Source organism: Bradyrhizobium sp. SZCCHNR1002 (assembly GCF_032381435.1).
Lineage (GTDB): Bacteria > Pseudomonadota > Alphaproteobacteria > Rhizobiales > Xanthobacteraceae > Bradyrhizobium > Bradyrhizobium aeschynomenes.
Genome location: NZ_JAUHIS010000006.1, coordinates 280,663 through 306,694 on the forward strand (window position 1 = coordinate 280,663; position 26,032 = coordinate 306,694).

A 26,032-nucleotide genomic window follows, 5' to 3' on the forward strand; every position below is an offset into this window, starting at 1 on the left:
GGCGGACGCAAACTCAAGGCAAACCATGGCGAAGCAAGGGCAGACTACGGATCAGGGACTCGAGCGGCTGACCTCGGCCGCGACGCAGGCTGGCACGTCCGGAAAGGGCCTGCCGCCGGTGCATTTGTGGAATCCGCCATTCTGCGGCGATCTCGACATGCGAATCGCGAGCGATGGTAGCTGGTACTACATGGGCACGCCAATCGGCCGCCCTGCATTGGTGCGCCTGTTCTCCACCATCCTGAAGCGCGAGGATGACCGTTATTTCCTGGTCACGCCCGTGGAGAAGGTCGGTATCCGTGTCGATGATGTGCCCTTCATGGCCGTAGAATTGCGGAAGGAAGCCGATGCACAGGGCGTGCGGCTGCATTTTCGCACCAATGTCGACGATTGGGTGGCCTGCGACGCCCAGCACCGGCTGCGCTTCGAGCGGAGTGAAAGCGGCGGGCTCACGCCCTATCTGCACGTCCGCGCCGAACTCTGGGCCAAGGTGACGCGGCCGATCTACTATGAGCTGGTTGACATGGGTGAGGAGCGGGTGATCGATGGGGAGGTCATGTTCGGGGTGGAGTCGTCAGGTGCGTTCTTCCCCATGGCCAACGCAGAAGAGGTGAGGGCGGCGCTTTGAACGAGCCCATGGTGGTGAGGACTGCGGCGGCGGAGGTCAGCTCGGCCGAATTCTTCGCGCGTGGCCGGGAGCGGTTGGGCTTCGACGTTCCGCAGGCCCTGCTTGATCCGGACGTGATTCCGGCCAGCGGAGATTCCGGCACCGATCGCATGCTCGAGATCATTTCCCGCGAGCAGCCGATCCGCCCCGCGGCGGTGCTGATCCCCGTGGTCGATCACCCCGAGCCGACGGTTCTCCTGACGCAGCGCTCGCCCAATCTCTCCAGCCACGCCGGCCAGATCGCCTTTCCCGGCGGCAAGATCGACGTCACCGACGCCTCGCCGCTGGACGCGGCGTTGCGCGAGGCGGAGGAGGAGGTCGGGCTCGACCGCAGCTTCGTCGACCCGATCGGCTATCTCGACGTCTACGGCACGGCCTTCGGCTTTCGTATTCTGCCGACGGTGGCGCGGGTCCGCCCGGGCTTCTCGCTGAAGATCAACGAGGGCGAGGTCGACGACGCCTTCGAGGTGCCGCTGGCGTTCCTGATGGACCCTGCCAATCACCAGCTGCATTCCAAGGAGTTTCGCGGCATGGAGCGCGCCTATTACGCGATGCCGTTCGCCGAGCGCTACATCTGGGGCGCGACCGCGGGAATCCTTCGCGTGTTGTACGAACGGATCTATCTGTCATGATCCGACCCGTGTTGACGGAAATCGGAATTTTCCTCATTCCTTTTGCCGTCTATGTGCTGTTCTTGATCGCGACCCGGGCAGGGCTGCTGGTGCCGGCGAACTGGCCTCTGCATCTGGTTGCAAAATTGACGGTGGCGGCGCTGGTGTTGGTGATTGCAAGTCTGGTCCTGCTCGCCGAGTTCTCCGGCGCGCCGCCGCATTCGACCTACGTGCCAGCTCATATCGAGAACGGCAAGCTCGTTCCCGGAGTGGAGAAATGACCGACGCGCGGGTGCTGAGCGCGCCCTGGCTCTCGTCCGGTCCGGCGGCGCGGGTGCTCGCGCTGCTCAATTGCGACGGCGAGGAAGCGCGGGTGGTCGGCGGCGCCGTGCGCAACGCGCTGCTCGGCATCGCCATCGGCGACATCGACATCGCCACCACCGCGCTGCCGGCGGAGGTGGTCCGGCGCGCCAAGGCGGCCTCCATCAAGAGCGTGCCGACCGGCATCGAGCACGGTACCGTGACCCTGGTGCTCGAAGGGCATCCGTTCGAGGTCACGACCCTGCGCGAGGACACCGAGACCTTCGGCCGCAAGGCCAAGGTCGAGTTCGGGCGCGACTGGGTCGGCGATGCGCACCGGCGCGACTTCACCATCAACGCACTGTCGGTCGGTCCGGATGGAGTCGTGCACGATCATGTCGGCGGCCTCGCCGACATCGGTGCGCGCCGCGTGCGCTTCATCGGCGATCCCTCCCAGCGCATCGCCGAGGATTACTTGCGCATCCTGCGCTTCTTCCGCATCCATGCGGCCTTCGGCCATGGCGAGCCGGATCGCGACGGCTATCTCGCCTGCATCGCCGGCCGTGCGGGTCTCGCATCACTGTCGGCCGAGCGCGTGCGCATGGAGATGCTGAAGCTCCTCGTCACCGGGGGCGCGGTCGGCGCTGTTACGGCGATGGCCGATGGCGGGTTGCTGACGTCGCTGCTCGGCGGCGTCGCCTATCTCGGCCCGTTCGCGGCCATGATCGAGATCGAGCGCGCTCTGGCGCTGACTGCGAGCCCGGTCCGCCGTCTTGCTGCGCTTGCGGTCGCCGTCACCGAGGATGCGCGTCGTCTCGGCGCGCGCCTGAAGCTGTCCAATGCCGAGACCAAGGCGCTCGACGGCATGGGCCACCGCTGGTGGCGCTTCGCCTCGGCCGACGAGGCGCGGGCCCGGCGCCTGCTGTATCGTCTCGGCGAGACCGTCTATCGCGACCGCCTGATGCTCGGCTGGGCGCGGTCAGGGTCCGATCCCGATGCCCAGCGCTGGCGCGAGCTGGCGCTGGTGCCGCAGCGTTTCACGCCGCCGAAACTGCCGCTGAAGGCTGCCGATTTCATTTCGCGCGGCGTTGCCGAGGGGCCGCTGCTCGGCCACGTGCTCACCCTCGCCGAGGATGCCTGGCTGGCTGCGGACTTCCCGCTCGACGAGGCATCGCTGAACGCGATCGCCGATCAGGCGGCGGCCCGCGTCAATCGCGACGGACGGACCTGACGCCGTTCGCCGCGATCCGGTGCGACGCTCATGACAGCGTTTGGCGGGGATCGGCCGCAGCCACCCCGCCGGTCCGCGACGATGTCAGTGATCTGAAGTCTGACAGCGGCGGAAGCCCTCGCGCAGGATGTCGTCCGGCAGATCGCGCCCGATGAAGACCAGACGGCTGAGCTTCGCCTCGCCGGGCTTCCAGGGGCGTTGATGGTCGCCGTCCAGCAGCATGTGAACACCCTGAATCACGAAGCGATCGGGGTCGTCCCTGAAATGCAGGATGCCTTTCAGGCGCAGAATGTCCGTCCCGAAATGCTGGACCGTCTGCTGAATCCAGGGAATGAACGTCTCGGGCGCGAGCGGATGCTCGGTCGTCAGCGACAGGCTTTTGACGTGAGCGTCGTGCTCGTGCTCATGCTCCTCATCGAGGAAGCCGGGCTCGAAGGCGAGAATGCGGTCGATATCGAATGCACTTCGATCCAGGACCTTCGCGAGATCGACTGCGCACTGCTCGGTGCGATGGATGACCGCATAGGGGTTGATCGCGCGGATGCGCGCCTCGATCGACACGAGCTCCGGCTCCGAGACCAGATCGGTCTTGTTCAGCAGGACGACGTCGGCGAACGCGATCTGCTCCTGCGCCTCGTGGGCACGGTCGATCTCGCCGGGCAGATGCCGCGCGTCGATCACGGTCACGATCGCATCGAGCCTGGTGTTGCGGCGAACGTCGTCGTCGATCAGAAACGTCTGCGCCACCGGAGCGGGATCGGCGAGCCCGGTCGTCTCGACGATGATCGCATCGAACTTGCCGCGCCGTTTCATCAGTCCCTGCAGGATCCTGATGAGGTCGCCTCGCACGGTGCAGCAGATGCAGCCGTTGTTCATCTCGAAGATTTCCTCCTCGGCGTTGACGACCAGATCGTTGTCGATGCCGACTTCGCCGAACTCGTTCACGATGACGGCGTACCGCTTGCCGTGCGGCTCCGTGAGAATGCGATTGAGCAGGGTGGTTTTTCCCGCACCGAGATATCCGGTCAGAACGGTGACGGGTGTCTGTGTGGTCGCGGCGGTCATGTTGTCCCTTTCGGCGTCTCGAGCTCGCTGACCGTTCACGGCACTGCTGTTGGCCGCGCGGCCGTGGGGACCGCTCCTCGGAGCGGTCCCTCGCCGACGAGGTGCTTCCGTCGTCGGCTTGATTTGTGATATGTTATAACATAACATATACGAATACCAGGAGCATCCGCGTGAGTCAGCTCGAAATCCTCCGCAGCCGGCGCGTCGGGCTTCCCGATGCGCCGTCCGACGTCCAGGCCCAGGTCCAGGTCCGAGCACCGGGAGAGGTGGTTCGCTTGAACGACTTCAGACCCAAGCGCGCCGAGAGGATCTATGATTCCGACAAGATCTGGTCCGGCGAGCACACGGCGCGGGATTTCACTGAACTCTGACGATCGGCCGCCGCGGCTGCCTGAGTTGTCACCTTTCGCGTGAGGTGTTGCAGCGGTGCGTCATCGCGCCGACGTGATCGCCTGATGCACGCGAATTCATTGCGCACGGGGTTGCGGAGCCGCCGGTTCTCGGCGATGGACTGGCTCTCGCAGAGGATGCCTCGCTGCCGGTGCATTGAGCGCGCCACGGGGGCATCGCTGACCGCGATCGCCGATCAGGCGGCGGCGCGCGTCAACCGCGACGGATGGTCATGAATTTTCTGGCAGGCTTTGCCGATATTTCGCTGCTACAGCTCCTGCTCGTCGCCTCCGTCGCTTTGTTTGCTTCCATCATCGGTGGTCTCGCCGGCTACGGCACCGGCGCTTTGATGCCGCTCGTCCTTGTGCCGATGGTCGGCGCCGAGCCCGTGGTGCCGATCATCGCAATCTCCGCGATCCTCACCAATCTCAGCCGCGTCGGGGCTTATTTTCGCGAGGTCGACCGCGCGCGCGCGGTCGTCGTCATCTCCGCGGCGGCGCTCACCACGGCGCTCGGTGCCTACGGCTACACGCGGCTCACCAGTACCGGCGCGGCGTTCGTGATCGGCACCATGCTGATCATGAGCGTGCCGCTGCGGCGTATCCTGCGCAAGCGCGACGTCAGGATCGGCAATGGCGGGCTCGCGGCCGGCGCCGTCGGCTACGGTGTTCTCGTCGGCGGCACCTCCGGCTCCGGCGTGATCCTGCTATCGCTGCTGATGGCCGCAGGCCTCGAAGGGGCGGCGGTCATCGCCACCGACGCGATGATCTCGGTGGCGACGGGCATCATCAAGATCTCCGTGTTCGGCCTCGCTGGCGTCGTCACCGCGCAGGTGCTGGCCTTCGCACTGCTCATCGGCGCGGTCGCGGTGCCCGGCGCCTTCCTGGCAAAAGCCTTCGTCGCGCGCATGCCGGTGCACATCCACGCCGCGATCCTCGATGCCGCAGTGATCACCGGCGGCGGCGTGATGATCGCGTCGGCGCTGCGGCATCTGCTGCCGGCGGTGTAGGCAGCGCCGCCTCAAGCCACCCGATCGGAGGGCGTGTTGGTCCTCGTCTCCGCGCGCCCAACGATGGCATCGAGCGTCGCCACCGCCCGGTTGGTCATCTCGTCGATCGGCGGCACCATGCCGCCGGTGGCGAGTTCGACGCGGTTGCGGCCCTTGTGCTTGGCGCGGTACAGCGCGCCGTCGGCGACGCGCAGGATCTCGGTGAGGTCGATGCCGGCCTCGGGATAGGCGGCGACGCCGACCGAGATCGTCACCCGCGGCAGCATGCCGTCGCCATAGCTGATGTTGAGGGCCTCGACGCGGGCGCGCAACTCCTCGGCGCGCAACGCCGCCTCCTCGATCGCGCAGCTTGGCAGCAGCACCACGAACTCCTCGCCGCCGAGACGGCAGGGCATGGCGTCGTCGGCAAACGTGGCCTTGAGGATCTCGCCGATGTGGCGCAGCACGGTGTCGCCCGCCTCATGGCCGTGATTGTCGTTGAACGACTTGAAGTGATCGATGTCCAGCGTCACCACGCTGACCGGCGTGCGGCTGCGCGCGGCACGCAGCAATTCGCGGCGTGCGGTCTCGACCAGACAGCGGCGGTTGTTCAGCCCGGTCAGCGCATCGCGCAGCGACTGATCGCGCAGGCCCTCGCGCAGCTTCACATTGGCGATCGCGATCGACAGATGCTCGGCGCAGGCGAGGCCGAGACGGGCGCGATCGGCGAAGCGCGCCTTGGCCTCCGCCGCGGTCTCGTTGCCTTTGAAGTTGTACTCGACGTGTAGCAGGCCGACGGTCTCGCCATGGGCGAGGATCGGAATGCAGCAGTAGTTCTCATTGACCTCGTCATGCACGTGATCGCAGCGGAATTCGACCTCGCTCGTGCCGTGGATGTAGACGTGGCCGCGGCGCAGGCTCCAGCAATCGTCGGGGTGCAGGGAGCGGGTCGTCGAGGCGCCGTTCCATTCGGCGGCGACCTCGAGCACGTCGCGGCTGTCGGCATAGATGTAGAGGGTGCCGGTGCATTCCGGCATCAGGCCGCCGAGCACCGTCGAGATCATCTGGTACAGCTCTGGCTCCGACTTCGCCGATTGCAGCCATTCGCTGAGCTCGGACAGCGTCCGGGTCGCGGCGTTGAGACGCTCGTTCTCGACCAGGCTGGTGCGGAAGACAGCCAGCGCCCGCGCCATCATGCCGAGCTCGTTGGTATGATCGGCATAGGGGATCTCGGTCTGCAGCTCGCCCTTGGCGATCGCCTCCATGCTGCCGGTGATGCGGAAGATCGGCATCGACACGTCATGAATGACGAACAGCAGCGTGGCGAGCCCGATCATGATGCTGACGCCGTTGACCGACCACAGCACGATCCGGAAGATCTGAGCGTCCAGCGTGGCGTCGGCGATGGCGCTGTCGGCCCGATGATCGGCGAGCTTGATGCCGTGCCCGATGGCGTCGACGACGGCCTGGAAGACCGGTGGCGTCTCGATGTTGACGACGTGCTCCAGGCGGTCGCGATCGGCGCCGACCTCCGGCTCGAGCATCACCGCCTGCTGCTTCTGGTACAAGTCCCATTTGTTGACGAACTGGTCGAACGCCATCTTCATCGGCGCGTCGCTGCCGATCGTGTCCCTGAAGCGCGCGATCTGGGCGTCGACATCGGTGGTACGGCGTCGGAGCTCCTGCTCGGCCGCGGCGCGCGGCTCGGTCGCCGTGGACAGTGCGGCACGGATCGCGACGAGGTGAGCATGGGCGATGTCGACGTCGAGATCGCCGAGAGCGCGGATCTTCGGCAGCCGGTCGCGGTTGATGCTCTCGACCGCGTCCTGCAACGCAGACAGCCGCATCGTCGCCAGCACCGATACGCCGCCGAGGATCAGCAGCAGGAGGAAGACGGAGGTCAGGAGCGAGTTCTTGATCGACACGCTCAACGAGATCTGCGGCAGATTGAGAGCCATGACACCGATGCTGCACCAACGGCTTGCGATCGGTCGAAGCGGCGCGCACGGGCCGGCCGCCTTGTCCCCCTCCAAGCCCCGCCGCAACTACACGCCGCGACGGATTTCCATCGGGTTACGCCGGCTCCGTAGAGCTCCGGGGGCGGCGGCGAACCGTGTAGCTGGTTAAGGGTACGTGTCCGCGCGAGGTGAACAATAGGCTAACACGCGTCAGCCCGGCACCAGCTCGGTCAGCGAGCGGATGATGCGGTCCGGCTTGACCTGAGTACCCTCGGGCAGGCCGTCGCCGTGGACGTCGATCCAAATCGAATAGATGCCGAGCCGCTGCGGCGCCTCGATCTCCCATTCCAGATTGTCGCCGATCATCCAGGTGTCCCCGGGGCCGACGCCGAGCCGCTCCATCGCGTGCCAATAGGCGCGCTCCTCCGGCTTGCCGAAACCGTGCTCGCCCTCGATCTGGATGTGGTCGAAGCGGTGCGCCAGCGCGAAGCGCTCGATCTTGGCGCGCTGTTGCCCGGCTTCGCCATTGGTGACCAGCGCGAGCTTGATGCCGCGCGCCTTGAATTCGTCGATGGCCTCATGCGCGCCGGGGAAGACGAACATCTGCTCGTCGCGATAGGCCGTGAAGCGGTCGGCAACCCGAACGGCAAGCTCGACTGGCAGGGCAGGGCCGTGGCTCGCCAGCGCCGCGAAGCCGCGCTTGACCACCTCCTGGCGCGCCTGGATCAGCTTCATCCGCCACTCGGCGCCGGCGACCGACCAGAAGCTGCGCGCCGAGGCCAGGATCGCGGCCGCCACCGCCTGGGACGAATGCGGTTGAAGCTCGTCGGCGAACTCGGTGGCGACGATGTTCCAGGCGATCTCGGGTCGGCCATAGGCCGACAGGATGGTGTCGTCCATGTCGATCAGCATGGCGCGGGGCAGGGCGGTGGTCATATCAAGCTTACGGGTCAATCAAACCAGGGTTTCAGGGCCATTTCACTTCGGGCGGCATCGACGACAATATGGACTCCACATTGCCACCGGTTTTCAGCCCAAATGTGGTGCCGCGGTCATAAAGCAGGTTGAATTCGACGTAGCGGCCGCGGCGGATCAGCTGCTCCTCGCGGTCGGCGTCGGTCCATTCAGCGCTGACATTGCGCCGGACCAGCTCCGGATAGACGGTCAGGAAGGCGCGGCCGACGGCCTGCGTGAAGGCGAGATCGGCCTCCCAGTCGCCGGAGTCGTGGTGGTCGTAGAAGATGCCGCCGATGCCGCGCGGCTCCTTGCGGTGGGGCAGATAGAAGTACTCGTCGCACCACTTCTTGTATTTGTCGTAAGGGGCCACGGCCGCGTGCGCATCGCAGGCGCTCTTCATCGCGGCGTGGAAGGCGACCGTATCCGGGTCCTCCTGGGTGCGCCGGCGATCCAGCACCGGGGTGAGATCGGCGCCGCCGCCGAACCAGGCCTTGGTGGTGACGACGAAGCGGGTGTTCATGTGCACCGCCGGCACATGCGGCGACCACAGATGCGCGATCAGCGAGATGCCGGAGGCCCAGAACCGCGGGTCCTCGGCGGCGCCGGGGATCTGGCTGCGGAATTCCGGCGCGAACTCGCCATGCACGGTCGAGCAGTGCACGCCGACCTTCTCGAACAGCCGGCCGTGCATCATGCTCATGACGCCGCCGCCGCCATGTCCGCCGCCATGGTCGGTGCGCTCCCAGGGCGTGCGCACGAAGCGGGCGGGCGCGCGCGGATACAGCTCGGCCGGCGCCTCGTCCTCGAGCCGCTCGAACGCCGCGCAGATCTGGTCGCGCAGGCTCTCGAACCAGGCGCGGGCGCGGGCCTTGCGATCCTCGATGGCGGCAGTGGTCATGGACGTCCCCCTGGCACGTTGGCGCTCACCGCGCTGTCAAGACTCCATGACAGTCGCAAGTGACAGCGGTGTTGTCGCTGCAGGTGAGGTCCTACCACAATCGATCAGTCCTGCGGACCGAAATAGGTGCAGGTCTCGCGGCAGCTGTCGCGGTGGACGCTGACCTTGGTGACGTGGCCGATGGAGCGGACGCGCTCATAGATGAAGCGCGACAGGTTCTCCAGGGTCGGCAGCCCGATCGCCTCGATCTTGTTCAAGAACTTGTGGTCGAGCATGGCCTGGATCTCGCCCAGGCGCTGCGTCAGCACGCCGAAATCGACCACCATGCCGGTCTCCGGATTGGTGGTGGCGCCGCGCACCGTGACCTCGGCGCGGAAGGAATGGCCGTGGATCTCCTGGCTGGCCTCGCCGAGCGTGGTGATCGGCAGCGTATGCGCGGCCTCGAAGGTGAAAGACTTGGTCAATTCCCACATCGGTTCAGTCACAATCCTATCTGATGCCGATCATCTTGTGTGTCTGCAGGCTGAGCCGCCATTGCGGATGATGCTGGCAGTAATCGATGGCGCGCGCCGTATTCGCCGCGGCCTCCGGCCCGTCCATCGGCTGCAGCGAGAAGCGCTCGAAGGCGAGCCCCTCGAAACGCTCCGGCTCGGCGCCATCCTGCGGATAGACCAGCTTCAGCTCATGACCCTGCCGGAGCTTCAGCTCGGCCCCGGCTTTGGGGCTAACGCAGATCCAGTCGATCCCATCGGGCGGAATGAGCGTTCCGTTGGTCTCGATCCCCACGGCGAAGCCCTGGGCATGGAGGGCGGCGATCAGCTCGGCATCGACCTGCAGCAGCGGCTCGCCGCCGGTGAGGATCGTATAGCGGGAGGCCGCCCCGCCTGTCCATTGCCCGGCGATCGCGGCGGCGAGATCAGCGGCGCTGTCGTACCGTCGGCCCAGCGTGCCGTCGGTGCCAACGAAGTCGGTGTCGCAGAACCGGCACGTCGCAGTTGCGCGATCGGCCTCGCGGCCGCTCCACAGGTTGCAGCCGGCGAAGCGGCAGAACACGGCGGCTCGCCCCGCCTGGGCGCCTTCGCCCTGCAGGGTCATGAAGATTTCCTTCACCGCGTAGCTCACGCTTTCTCTCCTTGGTCAGATTGCAATTGGACGAAATGTCCAACCTGGCGCAGCGCCTCGCCGGCGGCCATCGCCGCCGCCATCGCGACATTCAGCGAGCGCAGCCCCGGCTTGAGCGGAATGCGCAGCTGCGCATCGGCCGCCTCCGCCACCGTGTCGGGCACGCCGGCGCTCTCGCGTCCAAGCAGCAGGATGTCGTCCGGCCGATAGGTCACGTCCAGATAGGACGTCGTGGCCTTGGTCGTCAGCAGCAGCAGGCGATGGCCGGCCGCCGCCCGCCAGCGCTCGAAGGCACTCCAGGAATCGTGGCGCCGCCATTCCAGCTGGTCGAGATAGTCCATGCCGGCGCGCCGGAAATGGCGGTCCGACACCGGAAAGCCCGCGGGCTCGATGATGTGGGCCGCGAGCCCGAGGCAGGCGCACAGGCGTAGAATCGTTCCGGTGTTCTGCGGAATGTCGGGCTGATAGAGCGCGATCTGCATGCGAATTGGTCTTAAGGATGATGCGGAAAGTCCGCTTCGCCAGCGGGAATTGGTGCATGGCGTGCTGCGGGGCCGATAGCGGGCTTGCGCTCGTATCGCAAGGGTGCCAATAGAACGATTCTGGACAGCTTGTTCCTACCGGGGCGGTAGTACGAGCTGTTTTCTGCCGCCGCGGGGGACGCGGGCGCCGGCAGGCATCTCCCGGTCACGTGATCTCCAACGGCGAGATCCCACGACGTCGAGCGGGGCGGTTCCACCGGCTGCAACGAAGAAAGGGTTGGAATCGTGACAGCGTCTACTGCGGACCATCCGACACGCCGGGATTTTCTATTCGTCGCCACGGGCGCGACCGCAGCGGTCGGTGGTGTGGCCGCCCTGTGGCCCTTCATCTCCCAGATGAATCCCGATGCCTCGACCATCGCGGCCGGTGCGCCGATCGAGGTCGACCTCACGCCGGTGGCCGAAGGTCAGGACATCAAGGTGTTCTGGCGCGGCAAGCCGATCTACATCTCCCACCGCACCAAGAAGCAGGTCGAGGAGGTTCGCGCCGTCCCGGTCTCGAGCCTGATCGATCCGGCGACCGACCAGTCGCGCACCAAGGACGGCCACGAGCAGTGGCTGGTCGTGATCGGCATCTGCACCCATCTCGGCTGCATCCCGATCGCGCATGAAGGCAATTACGACGGCTTCTTCTGCCCGTGCCACGGCTCGCAATACGATGCGTCGGGTCGCGTCCGCCAGGGACCGGCGCCGCTGAACCTGCCCGTCCCGCCCTATCAGTTCGTTTCCGACACCAAGATCCAGATCGGCTGAGCGGACGTTACGCCCGCAAGCTCAAGCTCGATCGTGCAAGATAATTCTTTCAGGAACGCATCATGAGTGGACCTTCTGACTACCAGCCGAGCCATCCCGCCTTGAAGTGGTTCGAGCAGCGACTCCCCATCATCGGCCTGGTCCACTCGTCCTTCGTTGCCTATCCGACGCCGCGGAACCTGAACTACTGGTGGACGTTCGGCGCCATCCTCTCGATGATGCTGGGCGTGCAGATCCTGACCGGCGTCATCCTGGCGATGCACTATACGCCGCACGCCGACCTCGCCTTCAAGTCGGTCGAGCTGATCGTCCGCGACGTGAATTACGGCTGGCTGCTGCGCAACATGCATGCCTGCGGCGCGTCGATGTTCTTCCTCGCCGTCTACATCCACATGTTCCGCGGCCTCTATTACGGGTCATACAAGGCGCCGCGCGAGGTGCTCTGGATCCTCGGCGTCATCATCTATCTCCTGATGATGGCCACGGGCTTCATGGGCTACGTGCTGCCGTGGGGCCAGATGAGCTTCTGGGGCGCCACCGTCATCACCAACCTGTTCTCGGCCGTGCCTTATTTCGGCGAGAGCATCGTGACCCTGCTGTGGGGCGGCTACTCCGTCGGCAATCCCACCCTGAACCGCTTCTTCGCGCTTCACTATCTGCTGCCGTTCCTGATCGCCGGCGTGGTCGTGCTGCACGTCTGGGCGCTGCACGTCGCCGGGCAGAACAACCCGGCCGGCGTCGAGCCGAAGACCGAGAAGGACATGGTGCCGTTCACGCCGTACGCGACGATCAAGGACTTCTTCGGCGTCACCTGCTTCCTGATCTTCTATTCCTGGTTCATCTTCTACATGCCGAACTATCTCGGCGAGGCCGACAACTACATTCCGGCCAACCCGGCGGTGACGCCGGCGCACATCGTGCCCGAATGGTACTACCTGCCGTTCTACGCGATCCTGCGCTCGATTCCGAACAAGCTGGCCGGCGTCGTGGCGATGTTCGCCGCGATCATCGTGCTGGTGTTCCTGCCCTGGCTCGACTCGGCCAAGACCCGCTCGAACAAGTACCGGCCGCTCGGCAAGCAGTTCTTCTGGATCTTCTTCATCGTCTGCATCGGCCTCGGCTATCTCGGCGCCCAGCCGCCGGAGGGCGTCTACGTCGTGCTCGGCCGCATCCTGACGGTCTTGTACTTCGCCTACTTCCTGATCGTGCTGCCGTTGCTCGCCCGCATCGAGACGCCGCGGCCGCTGCCGAACTCGATCGCCGACGACGTGCTGGCGAAGTCCGGCCGCAAGGCGGCGCCGATGGTCTCGACGGTGATCGCGCTGGTCGCGGCGGTGTCGCTGCTCGCCGGCGGCATGAGCGACGCCCGTGCCAGCGAAGGGCAGGAGAACCCGCCGTCGGCCAAGTGGTCGTTTGCCGGTCCGTTCGGCACCTTCGATCGCGGCGCCGTGCAGCGGGGCCTCAAGGTCTACAAGGAAGTCTGCTCGAACTGCCATTCGCTGCAATATGTGGCGTTCCGCAACCTCGCCGAGCCCGGCGGTCCCGGCTACTCGCCGGCCCAGGCGGCGGCTTTTGCGGCCGAGTACAAGGTCAAGGACGGTCCGAACGACGCCGGTGACATGTTCGAGCGTCCGGGCCGCCCGGCGGACTACTTCCCGTCGCCGTTCCCGAACGAGCAGGCCGCGCGTGCCGCCAATGGCGGCGCCGCTCCGCCCGACCTGTCGCTGATCGCCAAGGCCCGTTCCTACAAGCGCGGCTTCCCCTGGTTCATCATCGACTTCTTCACCCAGTTCCAGGAGCAGGGCCCGAACTATATCAACGCGCTGCTGCAGGGCTATGAAGACAACCCGCCGCACGGCGTGACCATTCCGGAAGGCTCGTACTACAACAAGTACTTCCCCGGCCACGCGATCAAGATGCCGAAGCCGATTTCGGACGGCCAGGTGACCTATGACGACGGCTCGCCCACGACCGTCGCCCAGTACGCCCACGACGTCGCGACCTTCCTGATGTGGACCGCCGAGCCGCACATGGAAGCCCGCAAGCGCCTCGGCTACCAGGTCTTCATCTTCCTGATCATCTTCGCCGGCCTGATGTACTTCACCAAGAAGCGTGTCTGGGCCGCCGCGCACTGAGCGGCGCAACGAGTCGACGCGACGGAAAAGCCCCTCCGGGGGCTTTTTTGTTGCCCGAGCGAAGCCGTCATAGGGGAGTTCACCGGATGTCCTCGCTGCTGGCCTTCGCCGGCGCCGCCGTTCTCGAGATCGCCGGCTGCTTCGCGTTCTGGTCCTGGCTGCGCCTCGGCCAGTCGCCGCTGTGGCTGCTGCCTGGAATCGCCGCGTTGGCCGGATTCGCCGCGCTGCTCACCATCGCCGACAGCCCGCTCGCCGGCCGCGCCTATGCCGCCTATGGCGGCATCTACATCGCCGCGGCGCTGCTCTGGGGCTGGCTGGTCGAAGGCCATCGCCCGGATGTCTGGGACGTCACCGGCGCGTTGATCTGCCTCGCCGGTATGGCCGTGATCCTGTTCGCGCCGCGCGCGATGCCGGTGTAGTGCGCGTAGCCGCCTCCAGCCGGAAGCTTCCGAGCCACAAGCGCACTCTCTCCGTCATTCCGGGGCGCGCGGAGCGCGAGCCCGGAATCCATATCCACAGGCCGGCACGTGGCGAAGAACAGCGTCACGCCGATTCCGGATCCTCATCGTCAGTCGTGGTTATGGATTCCGGGCTCGCCCTTCGGGCGCCCCGGAATGACCGAGTATCAGGGGAGAACGGCCGCTGCGCTCACGTTCGAGCGAAGCTGGCGCGCCTGTTGTCGCACCGTCACGGGATTTGCGGTAAACCGCATGCCCAATTCCCAATCAGAAACGACGGAGGACCACATGGGCACCCTGATCAGCTTCAAGCGCCCCGACGGCCAGGAGGCCAAGGGCTATCTCGCCAAGGCGGCAAAGGCCGATGCGCCGGGCGTCGTCGTCATCCAGGAATGGTGGGGCCTGCAGGACCAGATCAAGGGGATGTGCGACCGCTTCGCGCTGGCCGGCTTCAATGCCCTGGCGCCCGATCTCTACAAGGGCACCGTGGTGCCGTATCACGACACGGACGCCGCGGGGCGCGAGATGAACTCGCTCGACTTCATGGATGCGACCACCCAGACCGTGCGCGGCGCCGCGCAATATCTGGCGCGCAACGGTGCCAAGGTCGGACTCACCGGCTTCTGCCTCGGCGGCGCGGTGACGATCATCGGCGCCACCCGGATCGACGAGCTCACCGCCGGCGTGGTGTTCTACGGCATTCCGCCGGAGCAGGCGGCCAAGCCCGCCGACGTCAAGATTCCGCTACAGGCGCATTTCGCCAACAAGGACGATTGGTGCACGCCGGCGCTGGTGGACGGTTTCGAGAAAGCGATGCAAGCCGCGGGCAAATCGCTCGAGCTGTATCGCTACGACGCCGAGCATGCCTTCGTGAACGAGCAGCGCATGACGGTGCACGATCGCGCCGCGGCCGAACTCGCCTGGGGCCGCGCCACGGCGTTCTTCCACAAGCATCTCGGATGATCTGAGGGATTCGCGCCGAACGACCGAACCGCGCGGGTCAGACCGCGCGGGCGGTCTCGGCGTCGGTCGGCAGGGGCTCAGTCTCGTCGCCGACCGAACCGTTGTTCGTCGGATCCGCAGAGACCGCGCTGGCCGCCCCGTCGGCGGAGCGCCGTCGACGCTTCGTCCTCTTCGCCTGCGCTTCGAGGAAGCAATCGAGCAGCGTCTGCTGCTTCGGGAGCGCATGCGACACGGAAGGCTGTTTGCCGCGAGCCATGTTAACCAAGGTAATTCAATATGGTTAACCAATCATTGCCACACTATTGCAGATTGACAACAGTGTTGCCCTCGTGCCGAGCCAAGTTATGTAACTTTTTGGGCTCAGAGCAACCGCGGATAGGTGAAAACGGCTGTGCGCACGCGCGCAACATGAGGTTGTGATGGCGGTCACAGCCGGCAGCTGCAGTTTTTTTTCGCCTCTCGCCGACGTCATATGCCCGCGAATCACCGTTGATTTGCGGGGATTCGCCCGGTGATCATGTTCGCAGGCGCTGCCGCGTGTTCGCAAGACGAACGGTGGGGGCTGCCCCGTTGCATTGCAAAAGCAATCTGAGGTAGCATCATCAGGTCCTTATGCTGACGGAGAGAGCCGTGCGTGTGGCCTTTGCGCTGGCCGGGCTGGGCGGCTTGAACGCCCATGGCGCCGGCTTCCTCGACACCGCCCGCGCCTGGGGCGTCACCCCCGATCTGGTCACGGCGACCTCTGGCCAGATCCTGGTGCTGTCGGCGTGGTTGCAGGGGCTGGACCTGCGCGACCAGCTGATCTCTTCGGATCGTCTCCGTGATCCCACCTCGCAGCTGCGCACCGTGATGTTCGGCTATCCCGGTGTGTTTCGGCCGGCCTATGCGGAGGCGTTGACGCGGTTCGTCTCGTGGCCGGACTGGCGCGACGGACCGTTCAACGTGATTGCCGACCGGCTGCTGCCGGCCCAGCAATATGTCCCGGTGCGCAGCGAGGCTGATTTCATGCACGCCGCGGAGACGCTGAACGGCACCCCGATCGGCGTCGTGTTCAACACCTACGATCCCGAGACCGGCACCGGCTGCCTCTATGGCAACGACGCCGCGCGGGCGCTGCTGCCCTCGGAGAAGTCGATTCCCAACGCCCATGGCGCAAAGGCGCGGCAGTCGGCGGCCAAGCGCGACCGCCGCTACGCCTCCGACGTTTCGGCCGAGCGCACGATACGCCCGATCACGCCGGAGGCGATCAAGGCGGCGCTGTGGCTGTCGCTGTACGGCTTCGCCAAGCTGCCCGAGGGACAGATGGACGGGGCCTATCACCGCGCCTGCATCGTCTCCGAGCTGCACGGCTTCGACCGCATCTTCGCCGTCCGCCCGCTCGCTGGGGGATGGCAGGGTGAAGTGCCGCAAAACTGGTTCGAGGTGCAGGACTGGACGTACGAGATGTGGTTCTCGGTCGGCTACAAGGCCGAGGTCGACGCGCTCAAGCGCATCAACGACCTGATCGCGGCGGGCGTCATCACCGATCCGAAATACAAGAGCGTCGACCTGGTCGAGATCCAGCCGGAGACGCCGGCCGGCTATTTCAACTACTTCGTCGAGCGCGGCGAGGTGTATGAGAGCGCGGTGGTGGCAACGGAGCTGAAGTTTGCCGAGCTGGGGCTGAAGAAGCCGGCGGAGCAGGCGTAGTCGGCCGGGCAGGGGCCTGGCGCCGCTAGAGCATGATCCGGAAAAGTGGAAACCGGTTTTCCGAAAGATCATGCTCAAACAAAAAGAGATAAGATCATGATGCGTTTCCGCCGAAACGCATCATGATCTACGACTCGCTGGAATCGAGATCGTCCGTGGCGGGATGTCCCTGCCTGCTGCGCGCCTTTCGCAGCGTCTCCGAGGGCAGCTCGCCCATTGCGCTGCGATAATCCGAGGCGAACCGGCCAAGATTGCCAAAGCCGCATTTGAAGGCGACGGAGACAACGCTCGTGGCTTCATCTGGCATTCCAAGCAGCTCCGACGCGCGCCGCAGTCGCACGCGCTTGACGAACTGGCCCGGCGATCCCCGTCCTGCTTCCGAAAACTCCCGGAAGATCGACCTCACGCTCACATGGGTCATGGCGGCGATCTTCTGCATGTCGAGCGGCTCGTCCCAATGCGCCTCGATATACGACTCGACGAGGTCGACGATGGCGCGGTTGGCGCGCGGCGGGGCGATGTGCAGTTCGTTGCTGAAATTGTGCCGATGAGCCAGTAGCAGCCGGGTCATCAGGCTTCGCTCGAGCTCGGTGATCGCCACGGGGGAGTAGTTCTGCCCGAATTTCTGCAACTCGTCCGCGGCCCTGAAGACATCCTGGCGAACGAAGCCCATCACCGTCGGGTCCGGCGTGTCGTCGTCCTCGAAGCTCAATGCGCGATCGCCGTCGTCGCCAAGGATGGCCTGCAGCAGGCGTTGCAGCGGTGCGGCCTCGACCCTCAGCACCAGCTGGCGATAACCTGCTGGAAATTCGAGATCCAGCTTCGAATGTCCGGATACGAGGGGGCTCCACGCCGCAATCGTGTGATCCACGCCGCCGAGCCGATACCTTGCCGTTCCCCGGATCGAAAAGAACTGCCTGATGATCGTCGATTCCGGAAACGCAACCGACGTCGCACCATCATATCCACAGAACGCGAGGCCCGTGACCTTCAGCTGCGCGAGGTTGGCTTCGGCGCCGAAACTGGCGTCGTGGCTTTCGAAACGGTCGACGCCGTAGACGCGGATCATGTGATCGCGCACGAACTCGCTGTCTCGTGATCGAAACAGCGGATAGCGATCGAGATATGAGAGGTCGCGCAATCAGTCCCCGCCTGGTCCTTGACCTCACGAGACGCCGGCTTCGCTTGATTGCAAATCCGAGCCGTTGCGAAAGGCGATGCTGAGGAAGGTCGGCGTTTCGTGAATCCGAGTCAAGGAGCCGCAATGTTCCATGGTGTGACTCTGTGTCTCCGTAGTCTTACTGGCCTGATCAAGACAGGGACCGCGAGTGAATGGGCCTGCCTTTTGCGGGGCTGGCGGTCATCATGCGCTGCATCAGCGTACCGTTTTTGCAGCTCAACCGGCAGACGGGCGGGATGTTGATTTCCATCGACTTAATGGCGACGGCAAAATTTGGCCATTCTGTCGGAGATCGGACAAATATTTCGATAAATCGATTCAAATAGGGTCCCTAACCGCTCCGGGTCGAAGCGCGCTGCCAGCCGCTTCATCGCCCCCTGAGCTTGCGAGGCTCGGGATGTTGACGCGGCGCCCCCCGAGCCGGAACTGGAAGCGCCCGATCGAGGAAGAGAAAACGTTCGGCCGCAGTTCAGCCAAGGGTCACGCGCAGGCGATCGTCGATGCGCTCAGCCGCTCCCAAGCCGTGATCGAGTTCAATCTCGACGGCACCATCATCACCGCGAACCAGAATTTTTGCGATGCGCTGGGATATCGTCTCGCGGAGATCCAGGGCAAGCACCACAGCATGTTCGTGTCCCCGGCGGAGCGCGAGAGCGCGGCCTATCGCGAGTTCTGGGCGGCGCTCAACCGCGGCGAATTCCAGGCGGCCGAGTTCAAGCGGATCGCCAAGGACGGCCGTGAGGTCTGGATCGAGGCGTCCTACAACCCTGTTCTCGGCGACAATGGCAAGCCGGTGAGGGTCGTGAAATTCGCCACCGACATCACGGCCAAGAAGCTGCGCGGCATGGCCGACGCCTCGAAGATCGAGGCCATCGATCGCGCCCAGGCCGTGATCGAGTTCAAGCTCGACGGCACCATCGTGACGGCCAACCAGAATTTTTGCGATGCGCTGGGTTACCGTCTCGACGAGATCCAGGGCCGGCATCACAGCATGTTCATGGAGCCGTCGGCGCGCGACAGCGCGGCCTATCGCGAGTTCTGGGCGGCCCTGAACCGCGGCGCCTATCAAAGCGGTGAATACAAGCGGATCGGGAAGGGCGGCAAGGAGGTCTGGATTCTCGCCACCTACAACCCGATGCTCGACGCCACCGGCAAGCCGTTCGGCGTCGTCAAGTTCGCAACTGATGTCACCGAGCAAAAGCTGAGGAACGCCGATCTCGCCGGGCAGATCGATGCCATCGGCAAGTCGCAGGCCGTGATCGAGTTCAACATGGACGGGACGATCATCTCAGCCAATGACAATTTCCTGCATGCGCTCGGCTACACCCTGGCCGAGATCAAGGGCAAGCACCACAGCATGTTCGTCGAGCCGTCGGAACGCGAGAGCGCCGCATATCGTGAGTTCTGGGCGGATCTGAACAGGGGTCGATATCAGGCCGCCGAATACAAGCGGATCGGCAAGGGCGGCAAGGAGGTCTACATCCAGGCGTCCTACAACCCGATCCTCGACCTGAACGGCAAGCCGTTCAAGGTGGTGAAGTACGCAACCGACGTCACCCGCCAGGTGCTGGTGCGGATGGGCAACGAGCGTGTCCGTGCGATGATGGAATCCGTCGCGGCCGGCTCGGAGGAGCTGAATGCGTCGGTGCGCGAGATTTCGGAAGCGATGACCAAGTCGCGGGAGACGGCCATCGGGGCCGTGGGGCAGGTCGCGGCCGCGGATGGCCAGGCGCAGCGCCTTTCGGACGCGGCCCAGGCCATGAGCGGCATCGTCGAGATGATCAACAACATCACCGGGCAGATCAATCTGCTGGCGCTGAACGCGACCATCGAATCCGCGCGCGCCGGCGAAGCCGGCCGCGGCTTCGCCGTGGTCGCATCCGAGGTCAAGAGCCTCGCCAACCAGGCCAAGCAGGCCACCGACAAGATCGCCCAGGAAATCGATAACCTCACCGGCATCTCCGGAGACGTCGTGACGGCGCTCGGCTCCATCAAGCAGGCGATCACCAATGTCAGCGAATACGTCACCTCGACCGCGGCCGCGGTCGAGGAGCAGAGCACGGTGACGAACGAAATGTCTTCGAGCATGGCCCGCGCCGCCGCCGAGGCCCAGGCCCTGGCGACCAGCGCCGCGGCCTGAGCTGCAGCGCGGGGCAGCCGGAACTGGTTGCCCGGCGGCGGCGACCTTGAGCCCTTCCTGCAGGCGGAAGAGCTCGATCGCGTGATCAATGCGCTTCTGAAAGCGGGCCGCTACCGCACGATGCCGTAGCGGCCGCGCCTGCCTTGATATCTCCCTGGCGTCAGCCCGCGGTGACGGCCGCCACAAGCGCTTCGTTGGTCATCGGCCTGCCGTTCAGATTCCAGCTGCCGTCGACGGCATGGACGCCGTTGGACCAGATCCGGTCCCTGGCCAGCGTCCCGCCGGAGAGGTCATGCAGAATGTCGGTGGCTTCACCGAAGAACGCCGTCTGGATGTCGTGGCTGGCGAGCGCGAACGACGGCGTCTTGGTCTCGATCCAGGCGCCATCGACCGGTTGGCCGCCGGCGAAGGTCTGGCCCTTCGGCAGGATGTTCAGATGGGCCGTGACGTTCGCGGTCATGAGTCTGTTTCCTGCGAGACCATGATGTCTCAGGAATGATTCCGTAATCCGCGCGACCGCGATCGGCGCCTTGTCGGCGGCGATGACGCCGTCGGTGAGTGTGAGACTGATCGGCATGACTCCTCCTGTGCTCGCCCTGTGGCGGTTGTCCGCGGGCCGGCGGTCATTATATAACGACCGTGATCTCTCAATAGAATAACGATCGTTATTGGTCAATCGTAAAATAACGATCGCTATGAAGGACGCCAGATGCGGTACCGTGCCGAGCACAAGCAGGAAGCCAGGGAAAAATTGCTGGAGGCCGTGGGGCGCGGATTTCGTCGGCTCGGCTATGGCGGGATCGGCGTCGACGCTCTGGCCAAGGAGGCCGGCGTCACCTCCGGCGCGTTCTATGGTCATTTCAAATCGAAAGACGCGGCGTTCGAAACCGCCGCATTGGCCGGGCTCGAGGATCTCAGAGCGGGCATCGCAGCCCTTCAGGCGGAGCAGGGCGCCCGCTGGGCCGAGGCCTTCATCGCCTTCTATCTCGGTGAGCGCCTCACTTGCGCGCTGGATGCGAGCTGCGGCCTGCAGAGCCTGACCCCGGACGTCACCCGCGCCAGCGAGGCCATCAGGGCCAGCTACGGTGCCGCGCTCGACCGGGTCGCCCGGCAGATCGCAACAGGGCTCCAGGGAGCGAGCGACGACGCCCGGCTGCAAAAGGCCTGGGCGCTGATGGCGCTGCTCTCGGGCGGCGTGACGATGGCCCGCAGCGTCGCCTCACCCGAAGCCCGCGACGCGATTGCCGCGCATCTTAAGCAGGCCGCGCGCGGGCTGCTGTAGGACGGGACGGCTGCGACGAACGATCCTGCCAGTTAGTTACTCCGTCATGCCCGGGCTCGTCCCGGGCATCCACGTCGACCCCAGCACGCCGTATCGCGATCGTCACGAGACGCGGGGTGGAGATGCGGTGGGCGCGTCACGTCGCAGCATGGCTCCTGCCGTGCGGACGAACGGCGGGCGCGCACGGTGAAGTCGCATGGTCCTGGCCTCCCGACGCTGAGGCTACGCTGGTGGTGATGATGATCCGCCGGTCACGGGGGCAAGACAGCCCGGTCCCCGGGGAGAATGCGTATAATCCGTCAGACCATCGCGCAGGGAAGGCCGGTCGTCCGGCTGACCTGTGGTGACTGCCGCCTGCTTTTTTGCTGCAGGCGGGCCACGGGCATCAGCCGATGCCCGGCCTTCCCTGCGCCCTCGACTTGGAGAGGGCGGTGTTGATGATCATGACTCGGGCCGTGTGTCGCGAGAATGCTTCTCCATGTTCAACTGTCATCCCCGCGAAGGCGGGGATCCAGTACGCCGAGGCCCATCGACATGAGCCGCAGCGCTGGTGGAATACTGGATGCCCGCCTGCGCGGGCATGACGCCGGTGAAAATCAGCAGGGCTTTGCTTCTCGGCTTCAATACCGGCCTGATGAGCGGAGTGACGACCGCGGAAGCACCAGCGGCGTCCCCACCTGTGTCCCCGCCGCCCTTGACCACGGCCTCCCGCCGTGGTCAGTTCCGCGTCATGAGCACCCCTGTCCGCCCAGCCCGTCTCTGGTGGCGCACCTTGTAAAAGGTGGCCGGTGCGATTCATTTGACATTCGATCGCAGAGGGGCCGCCACGCAGCGGCGGCTTCCGGTTGGTCCTGTGTGGCGTTTCCTCGGCAAATTCCGTAAGAGGACGCCCAAGAGGACCCCATGAACAGGACCGTTTTCGCCCTTCCGGCCCGCAGCGACTACCGCACATCCAGCGGGCTCGCGATCACGCGCGCCGTCGAGCAGTTTTCCGGCGGCGCCAGCCGGCTGGACGACCTGATCGACCTGCTGGACCGCCGCCGCGGCGTGGTGCTGTCCTCCGGCACCACCGTGCCCGGCCGCTACGAGAGCTTCGACCTCGGCTTCGCCGACCCGCCGCTGGTGCTGGAGACCAAGGGCACCGACTTCACGTTGCAGGCGCTGAACCGCCGCGGCGAAGTGCTGATCGCGTTCCTGAAGGATATGCTGCGCGAGCCGTGCGTGGTCATCACCGCGGCGTCGCCGGCGCGGCTGGCCGGCCACATCGTCCGCGGCCCGGCGCCGGTCGAGGAGGACCAGCGGACGCGGCGCGCCAGCGTGATGTCGCTGGTGCGGGCGATGATCGCGGCGCTCGCGGCCAATGACGATCCGCTGCTCGGCCTGTTCGGCGCCTTCGCCTACGACCTCGTATTTCAGATCGAGGACCTCGAACAGAAGCGGCCGCGCGAGAAGGACCAGCGCGACATCGTGCTCTACGTGCCGGACCGCCTGCTGGCCTATGACCGCGCCACCGGCCGCGGCGTGGTGCTGTCCTACGATTTTTCCTGGAACGGCCAGTCGACGTCAGGCCTGCCGCGCGACACCGATGCGAGCGTCTATCTGAAGGAGCCGCGCCAGGGGTTTGCCGACCACGCGCCCGGCGAGTACCAGGCGACGGTCGAGAGGGCGCGCGCGGCGTTCGCCCGCGGCGACCTGTTCGAGGCGGTGCCCGGCCAGCTGTTCGCCGAGCCGTGCGAGCGCTCGCCGGCCGAAGTGTTCCAGCGGCTCTGCCGCATCAACCCGTCGCCCTATGGCGCGCTGATGAATCTCGGCGACGGCGAGTTTCTCGTCTCGGCCTCGCCGGAAATGTTCGTGCGCTCCGACGGCCGCCGCGTCGAGACCTGCCCGATCTCCGGCACCATCGCGCGCGGCCGCGACGCCATCGGCGATGCCGAGCAGATCCGCCAGCTCCTGAACTCGGAGAAGGACGAGTTCGAGCTCAACATGTGCACCGACGTCGATCGCAACGATAAGGCGCGCATCTGCGTGCCCGGCACCATCAAGGTGCTGGCGCGCCGGCAGATCGAGACCTACTCGAAGCTGTTCCACACCGTCGACCATGTCGAGGGCATGCTGCGGCCGGGCTTCGACGCGCTCGACGCGTTCCTCACTCATGCCTGGGCCGTCACCGTGACCGGCGCGCCAAAGCTGTGGGCGATGCAGTTCGTCGAGGACAACGAGCGCTCGCCGCGGCGCTGGTATGCCGGCGCGATCGGCGCGGTGAACTTCGATGGCTCGATCAACACCGGTCTGACCATCCGCACCATCCGCATGAAGGACGGGCTTGCCGAGGTCCGCGTCGGCGCCACCTGTCTGTTCGATTCCGATCCCGCGGCCGAGGATCGCGAGTGCCAGGTCAAGGCGGCGGCGCTGTTCCAGGCGCTGCGCGGCGATCCGCCGAAGCCGCTGTCGTCGACCGCGCCGGACGCGACAGGCTCCGGCAAGAACGTGCTGCTGATCGACCACGACGACTCCTTCGTGCACATGCTGGCCGACTATTTCCGCCAGGTCGGCGCCAACGTCACCGTGGTGCGTTACGTCCATGCGCTCAAGATGCTGGCCGAGCGCAGCTGGGACCTGATCGTGCTGTCGCCGGGGCCGGGCCGCCCGGAGGACTTCAAGATTTCGACCACCATCGACGCGGCGCTCGCCAAGAAGCTGCCGATCTTCGGCGTGTGCCTCGGCGTGCAGGCGATGGGCGAGTATTTTGGCGGCCAGCTCGGCCAGCTCGCGCAGCCCGCGCATGGACGGCCGTCGCGGGTCCAGGTGCGCGGCGGGCGGCTGATGCAGGGGCTGCCGAACGAGATCGTCATCGGCCGTTATCATTCGCTGTTCGTCGAGCGCGACAGCATGCCGGAGGTGCTGACCGTCACGGCGGCGACCGAGGATGGCGTGGCCATGGCGATCGAGCACAAGACGCTGCCGGTGGGTGGCGTTCAGTTCCATCCGGAATCGCTGATGTCGCTCGGCGATGCCGTGGGGTTGAGGATCGTGGAGAATGCGTTCCGGCTCAATCAGCCGGGGTAACAGGTGGTTGCCGTCATCGCGAGGAGCGCGAGCGACGAAGCGATCCAGAGTTGTTTTCGTGGCCCTGGATTGCTTCCGCCTTCGCCCAGCGGGCTTCGGCGGACACGTCGCTTCGCTAGGAATGACGGCAGCAGATAAAATGGATGAGAGCACGATGACGTTCGATCTGGACATCAAGAACACGGTCCGCACCATTCCGGACTATCCGAAGCCGGGCATCCTGTTCCGGGACATCACGACCCTGCTGGCGGACGCGCGCGCGTTCCGCCGCGCGGTGGACGAGCTGGTGCATCCGTGGGCCGGGTCGAAGATCGACAAGGTCGCGGGCATCGAGGCGCGCGGCTTCATCCTTGGCGGCGCGGTGGCGCATCAGGTCTCGGCCGGCTTCGTGCCGATCCGCAAGAAGGGCAAGCTGCCGCACAAGACGGTCAGCATGTCCTATGCGCTGGAATACGGCACCGACGAGATGGAGATGCATGTCGACGCGGTGCAGCCGGGCGAGCGCGTGATCCTGGTCGACGACCTCATCGCCACCGGCGGCACGGCCGAAGGCGCGGTGAAGCTGCTGCGGCAGATCGGCGCCACGGTGGTGGCGGCCTGCTTCATCATCGACCTGCCGGATCTCGGCGGCGCCGCCAAGTTGCGGGCGCTCGACGTGCCCGTGCGCACGCTGATCTCGTTCGAGGGCCACTAGACGAGCGCTTCTGAAGTCCTGGCACATTGATCATGTAACCCCGGCTGTCATCGTCCGCGAAAGCGGACGATCCAGTACGCCGTGACGTCTCGGTGACTTTCTTCTGCCGCGGAGTACTGGATGCCCCGCTTTCGCGGAGCATGACAGCGGTGGGGACGGCGAGAACTCGGCATGGAAACGACCGATTCTCAGGAGACGCTCATCTAGTCTAGGGAGCGTCAGGAGCGCTGCATCAGGAGTTCGGTCTCGATCTCACGCAGCGCATAATAATTGCGCCGGATCCATTGATAGAGCTCGGTCGACGGATCGCGCTCCTGGCGCAGGTAGCCGGTGAAGGAGAACGAGTAGCGCTCGATATAGGTCTTCAGGAACGCCGGCAGCGCTGCGATCTTCAGATGCTTGCTGCGGCTGTACAGCTGGGGCAGCTCCTCGCGCAGCACGTGATCGTTCTCGACCACGATCAGCTGGGCCTTCGGGATCTGGCGCCGCAGGGCGTCATAGGAGCGCATCGAGACGCGGTCGCCCTCGGCGCAGTACAGCACGATCGGGACCACGTTCCGCCGTGCGGCCTCCTTCAAAAAGCCGATCTGTTCGGACATTTTGAAGAACTCGTCGAACGAGTAGTAGCCGAGGTCGATCACCTTCGGGATGCCGTCGTTGAGGATCACCCGGTCCATCAGCTGGATCTTGCCGTAGGTGTCCTCGATGGTCGCGGTTTCCGTGACCTGGGGCAGGAAATCGAGCAGCGACGGCTCGCGCAGGGTCACGTCGAAGGCGAGCACCTGGCCGTTCTTGAGCAGCAGGAACTCGCTCAGCACGCGCGCGAGCAGCGTCTTCCCGGACTGCGGCCGGGGCGAGCAGACGATGTAGACGGGCGTCGCGGGCATCCAACCTATATCAGGTCAAACGTGCTTGCGATAAAGCCCCATCATTCACGGAGGTA

At 65.5% G+C, this 26,032-nt stretch carries 27 protein-coding genes; 16 read left to right on the forward strand and 11 right to left on the reverse strand.

The genetic code is table 11. From position 1 onward, the window contains the following. The first annotated feature begins 25 nt into the window (after positions 1–25). The 4 genes from QX108_RS26300 to QX108_RS26315 are packed head-to-tail and all read left to right on the forward strand — an operon-like array spanning position 26 to position 2,809. Positions 26–628 (forward strand): DUF1285 domain-containing protein, encoded by a 603-nt coding sequence (locus QX108_RS26300; protein ID WP_315786010.1) that lies wholly within the window; start codon positions 26–28, stop codon positions 626–628. Between the two features lie 8 nt (positions 629–636). Then, on the forward strand, positions 637–1,299 hold the full coding sequence (locus QX108_RS26305) for a CoA pyrophosphatase (RefSeq protein WP_409998556.1): 663 nt from the start codon (positions 637–639) through the stop codon (positions 1,297–1,299). Beyond that, positions 1,296–1,559: a DUF6111 family protein gene (locus tag QX108_RS26310; protein ID WP_315718771.1), complete on the forward strand. Its 264-nt coding sequence runs from the start codon at positions 1,296–1,298 to the stop codon at positions 1,557–1,559. Before QX108_RS26305 ends, QX108_RS26310 begins: the two co-directional genes overlap by 4 nt. Then, on the forward strand, positions 1,556–2,809 hold the full coding sequence (locus QX108_RS26315; protein WP_315785676.1) for a CCA tRNA nucleotidyltransferase: 1,254 nt from the start codon (positions 1,556–1,558) through the stop codon (positions 2,807–2,809). The genes QX108_RS26310 and QX108_RS26315 overlap by 4 nt, the downstream gene beginning before the upstream one ends. Before the next feature lie 84 nt (positions 2,810–2,893). On the opposite strand, the gene QX108_RS26320 is transcribed toward QX108_RS26315, so the two are convergent. Continuing rightward, positions 2,894–3,874 carry a GTP-binding protein gene (locus QX108_RS26320; RefSeq protein ID WP_315785680.1) on the reverse strand — a complete coding sequence of 327 codons (981 nt, stop codon included), beginning with the start codon at positions 3,872–3,874 and terminating at the stop codon, positions 2,894–2,896. 170 nt (positions 3,875–4,044) lie between these two features. On the opposite strand from QX108_RS26320, the gene QX108_RS26325 reads away from it, so the two are divergent. Further along, complete coding sequence (locus QX108_RS26325) at positions 4,045–4,245, forward strand: hypothetical protein (RefSeq protein ID WP_315785683.1); 201 nt, start codon at positions 4,045–4,047, stop codon at positions 4,243–4,245. A gap of 251 nt (positions 4,246–4,496) precedes the next feature. Next, positions 4,497–5,273: a TSUP family transporter gene (locus tag QX108_RS26330; RefSeq protein WP_315785686.1), complete on the forward strand. Its 777-nt coding sequence runs from the start codon at positions 4,497–4,499 to the stop codon at positions 5,271–5,273. Positions 5,274–5,284: 11 nt separating this feature from the next. Here the strand turns inward: QX108_RS26330 and QX108_RS26335 are convergent, their stop codons facing one another. From QX108_RS26335 to QX108_RS26360, 6 genes are all read right to left on the reverse strand, one after another. Continuing rightward, positions 5,285–7,210: a diguanylate cyclase gene (locus tag QX108_RS26335; RefSeq protein ID WP_315785689.1), complete on the reverse strand. Its 1,926-nt coding sequence runs from the start codon at positions 7,208–7,210 to the stop codon at positions 5,285–5,287. A gap of 210 nt (positions 7,211–7,420) precedes the next feature. After that, a complete protein-coding gene (locus QX108_RS26340; protein ID WP_315785696.1) occupies positions 7,421–8,146 on the reverse strand; it encodes an HAD family hydrolase in 726 nt (241 codons plus the stop codon). 31 nt (positions 8,147–8,177) lie between these two features. After that, on the reverse strand, positions 8,178–9,065 hold the full coding sequence (hemF, locus tag QX108_RS26345) for an oxygen-dependent coproporphyrinogen oxidase (RefSeq protein WP_315785699.1): 888 nt from the start codon (positions 9,063–9,065) through the stop codon (positions 8,178–8,180). 104 nt (positions 9,066–9,169) lie between these two features. Beyond that, positions 9,170–9,538, reverse strand: a complete 369-nt coding sequence (locus tag QX108_RS26350) for a 6-pyruvoyl trahydropterin synthase family protein (RefSeq protein ID WP_257166161.1) — start codon at positions 9,536–9,538, stop codon at positions 9,170–9,172. Positions 9,539–9,554: 16 nt separating this feature from the next. Then, positions 9,555–10,187, reverse strand: a complete 633-nt coding sequence (gene queE, locus QX108_RS26355; protein WP_315718781.1) for a 7-carboxy-7-deazaguanine synthase — start codon at positions 10,185–10,187, stop codon at positions 9,555–9,557. Further along, entirely contained in the window at positions 10,184–10,669 is a 486-nt protein-coding gene (locus QX108_RS26360) for a tRNA (cytidine(34)-2'-O)-methyltransferase (protein ID WP_315785703.1), read from the reverse strand. The genes queE and QX108_RS26360 overlap by 4 nt, the downstream gene beginning before the upstream one ends. Before the next feature lie 282 nt (positions 10,670–10,951). Between QX108_RS26360 and petA the strand changes: the two genes are divergently transcribed. The 4 genes from petA to QX108_RS26380 all read left to right on the forward strand — a co-directional run bounded on the left by petA (position 10,952) and on the right by QX108_RS26380 (position 15,038). After that, complete coding sequence (gene petA / locus QX108_RS26365) at positions 10,952–11,482, forward strand: ubiquinol-cytochrome c reductase iron-sulfur subunit (RefSeq protein WP_311975694.1); 531 nt, start codon at positions 10,952–10,954, stop codon at positions 11,480–11,482. 62 nt (positions 11,483–11,544) lie between these two features. Continuing rightward, the gene (locus QX108_RS26370; protein ID WP_315718783.1) at positions 11,545–13,617 is read left to right on the forward strand and encodes a cytochrome c1; all 2,073 of its coding nucleotides are present in this window, start codon (positions 11,545–11,547) and stop codon (positions 13,615–13,617) included. A gap of 86 nt (positions 13,618–13,703) precedes the next feature. Continuing rightward, positions 13,704–14,036: a YnfA family protein gene (locus QX108_RS26375; RefSeq protein WP_315785707.1), complete on the forward strand. Its 333-nt coding sequence runs from the start codon at positions 13,704–13,706 to the stop codon at positions 14,034–14,036. A 327-nt stretch (positions 14,037–14,363) separates the two neighbouring features. Next, the gene (locus QX108_RS26380) at positions 14,364–15,038 is read left to right on the forward strand and encodes a dienelactone hydrolase family protein (protein WP_172110839.1); all 675 of its coding nucleotides are present in this window, start codon (positions 14,364–14,366) and stop codon (positions 15,036–15,038) included. A 37-nt stretch (positions 15,039–15,075) separates the two neighbouring features. On the opposite strand, the gene QX108_RS26385 is transcribed toward QX108_RS26380, so the two are convergent. Then, entirely contained in the window at positions 15,076–15,294 is a 219-nt protein-coding gene (locus tag QX108_RS26385; protein WP_172133252.1) for a hypothetical protein, read from the reverse strand. 374 nt (positions 15,295–15,668) lie between these two features. Between QX108_RS26385 and QX108_RS26390 the strand changes: the two genes are divergently transcribed. Then, the gene (locus QX108_RS26390) at positions 15,669–16,727 is read left to right on the forward strand and encodes a hypothetical protein (protein ID WP_315785712.1); all 1,059 of its coding nucleotides are present in this window, start codon (positions 15,669–15,671) and stop codon (positions 16,725–16,727) included. 127 nt (positions 16,728–16,854) lie between these two features. Here QX108_RS26390 and QX108_RS26395 read toward each other — a convergent pair whose 3' ends face one another. Further along, positions 16,855–17,868: an AraC family transcriptional regulator gene (locus QX108_RS26395; RefSeq protein ID WP_315785715.1), complete on the reverse strand. Its 1,014-nt coding sequence runs from the start codon at positions 17,866–17,868 to the stop codon at positions 16,855–16,857. A gap of 191 nt (positions 17,869–18,059) precedes the next feature. On the opposite strand from QX108_RS26395, the gene QX108_RS26400 reads away from it, so the two are divergent. Beyond that, complete coding sequence (locus QX108_RS26400; RefSeq protein WP_315785718.1) at positions 18,060–18,233, forward strand: hypothetical protein; 174 nt, start codon at positions 18,060–18,062, stop codon at positions 18,231–18,233. Between the two features lie 71 nt (positions 18,234–18,304). After that, entirely contained in the window at positions 18,305–20,047 is a 1,743-nt protein-coding gene (locus QX108_RS26405; protein ID WP_315785721.1) for a PAS domain-containing methyl-accepting chemotaxis protein, read from the forward strand. 160 nt (positions 20,048–20,207) lie between these two features. On the opposite strand, the gene QX108_RS26410 is transcribed toward QX108_RS26405, so the two are convergent. Continuing rightward, entirely contained in the window at positions 20,208–20,624 is a 417-nt protein-coding gene (locus QX108_RS26410; protein ID WP_315718789.1) for a 4-oxalocrotonate tautomerase, read from the reverse strand. Positions 20,625–20,756: 132 nt separating this feature from the next. On the opposite strand from QX108_RS26410, the gene QX108_RS26415 reads away from it, so the two are divergent. The 3 genes from QX108_RS26415 to QX108_RS26425 all read left to right on the forward strand — a co-directional run bounded on the left by QX108_RS26415 (position 20,757) and on the right by QX108_RS26425 (position 25,089). Beyond that, positions 20,757–21,329 (forward strand): TetR/AcrR family transcriptional regulator, encoded by a 573-nt coding sequence (locus tag QX108_RS26415; protein ID WP_315785725.1) that lies wholly within the window; start codon positions 20,757–20,759, stop codon positions 21,327–21,329. Between the two features lie 903 nt (positions 21,330–22,232). Further along, positions 22,233–24,395 carry an anthranilate synthase component I gene (locus QX108_RS26420; RefSeq protein WP_315785728.1) on the forward strand — a complete coding sequence of 721 codons (2,163 nt, stop codon included), beginning with the start codon at positions 22,233–22,235 and terminating at the stop codon, positions 24,393–24,395. Between the two features lie 154 nt (positions 24,396–24,549). Further along, positions 24,550–25,089 carry an adenine phosphoribosyltransferase gene (locus QX108_RS26425; protein ID WP_172133418.1) on the forward strand — a complete coding sequence of 180 codons (540 nt, stop codon included), beginning with the start codon at positions 24,550–24,552 and terminating at the stop codon, positions 25,087–25,089. 218 nt (positions 25,090–25,307) lie between these two features. Here QX108_RS26425 and QX108_RS26430 read toward each other — a convergent pair whose 3' ends face one another. Continuing rightward, complete coding sequence (locus tag QX108_RS26430) at positions 25,308–25,976, reverse strand: hypothetical protein (protein ID WP_172110834.1); 669 nt, start codon at positions 25,974–25,976, stop codon at positions 25,308–25,310. Positions 25,977–26,032: the final 56 nt, after the last annotated feature.

What these genes read in the sequence shown, in the direction of transcription:
- QX108_RS26320 (WP_315785680.1), bottom strand. Translation starts at nt 3,874, where the DNA reads ATGACCGCCGCGACCACACAGACACCCGTCACCGTTCTGACCGGATAT.
- QX108_RS26430 (WP_172110834.1), bottom strand. Translation starts at nt 25,976, where the DNA reads ATGCCCGCGACGCCCGTCTACATCGTCTGCTCGCCCCGGCCGCAGTCC.
- QX108_RS26385 (WP_172133252.1), bottom strand. Translation starts at nt 15,294, where the DNA reads ATGGCTCGCGGCAAACAGCCTTCCGTGTCGCATGCGCTCCCGAAGCAG.
- QX108_RS26400 (WP_315785718.1), top strand. Translation starts at nt 18,060, where the DNA reads ATGGGCCTGCCTTTTGCGGGGCTGGCGGTCATCATGCGCTGCATCAGC.
- QX108_RS26330 (WP_315785686.1), top strand. Translation starts at nt 4,497, where the DNA reads ATGAATTTTCTGGCAGGCTTTGCCGATATTTCGCTGCTACAGCTCCTG.
- QX108_RS26360 (WP_315785703.1), bottom strand. Translation starts at nt 10,669, where the DNA reads ATGCAGATCGCGCTCTATCAGCCCGACATTCCGCAGAACACCGGAACG.
- QX108_RS26315 (WP_315785676.1), top strand. Translation starts at nt 1,556, where the DNA reads ATGACCGACGCGCGGGTGCTGAGCGCGCCCTGGCTCTCGTCCGGTCCG.
- QX108_RS26420 (WP_315785728.1), top strand. Translation starts at nt 22,233, where the DNA reads ATGAACAGGACCGTTTTCGCCCTTCCGGCCCGCAGCGACTACCGCACA.
- QX108_RS26305 (WP_409998556.1), top strand. Translation starts at nt 637, where the DNA reads ATGGTGGTGAGGACTGCGGCGGCGGAGGTCAGCTCGGCCGAATTCTTC.
- QX108_RS26375 (WP_315785707.1), top strand. Translation starts at nt 13,704, where the DNA reads ATGTCCTCGCTGCTGGCCTTCGCCGGCGCCGCCGTTCTCGAGATCGCC.
- QX108_RS26335 (WP_315785689.1), bottom strand. Translation starts at nt 7,210, where the DNA reads ATGGCTCTCAATCTGCCGCAGATCTCGTTGAGCGTGTCGATCAAGAAC.
- QX108_RS26350 (WP_257166161.1), bottom strand. Translation starts at nt 9,538, where the DNA reads ATGTGGGAATTGACCAAGTCTTTCACCTTCGAGGCCGCGCATACGCTG.
- QX108_RS26300 (WP_315786010.1), top strand. Translation starts at nt 26, where the DNA reads ATGGCGAAGCAAGGGCAGACTACGGATCAGGGACTCGAGCGGCTGACC.
- QX108_RS26415 (WP_315785725.1), top strand. Translation starts at nt 20,757, where the DNA reads ATGCGGTACCGTGCCGAGCACAAGCAGGAAGCCAGGGAAAAATTGCTG.
- QX108_RS26370 (WP_315718783.1), top strand. Translation starts at nt 11,545, where the DNA reads ATGAGTGGACCTTCTGACTACCAGCCGAGCCATCCCGCCTTGAAGTGG.
- hemF (WP_315785699.1), bottom strand. Translation starts at nt 9,065, where the DNA reads ATGACCACTGCCGCCATCGAGGATCGCAAGGCCCGCGCCCGCGCCTGG.
- QX108_RS26340 (WP_315785696.1), bottom strand. Translation starts at nt 8,146, where the DNA reads ATGACCACCGCCCTGCCCCGCGCCATGCTGATCGACATGGACGACACC.
- QX108_RS26310 (WP_315718771.1), top strand. Translation starts at nt 1,296, where the DNA reads ATGATCCGACCCGTGTTGACGGAAATCGGAATTTTCCTCATTCCTTTT.
- QX108_RS26380 (WP_172110839.1), top strand. Translation starts at nt 14,364, where the DNA reads ATGGGCACCCTGATCAGCTTCAAGCGCCCCGACGGCCAGGAGGCCAAG.
- QX108_RS26425 (WP_172133418.1), top strand. Translation starts at nt 24,550, where the DNA reads ATGACGTTCGATCTGGACATCAAGAACACGGTCCGCACCATTCCGGAC.
- QX108_RS26405 (WP_315785721.1), top strand. Translation starts at nt 18,305, where the DNA reads ATGTTGACGCGGCGCCCCCCGAGCCGGAACTGGAAGCGCCCGATCGAG.
- QX108_RS26410 (WP_315718789.1), bottom strand. Translation starts at nt 20,624, where the DNA reads ATGCCGATCAGTCTCACACTCACCGACGGCGTCATCGCCGCCGACAAG.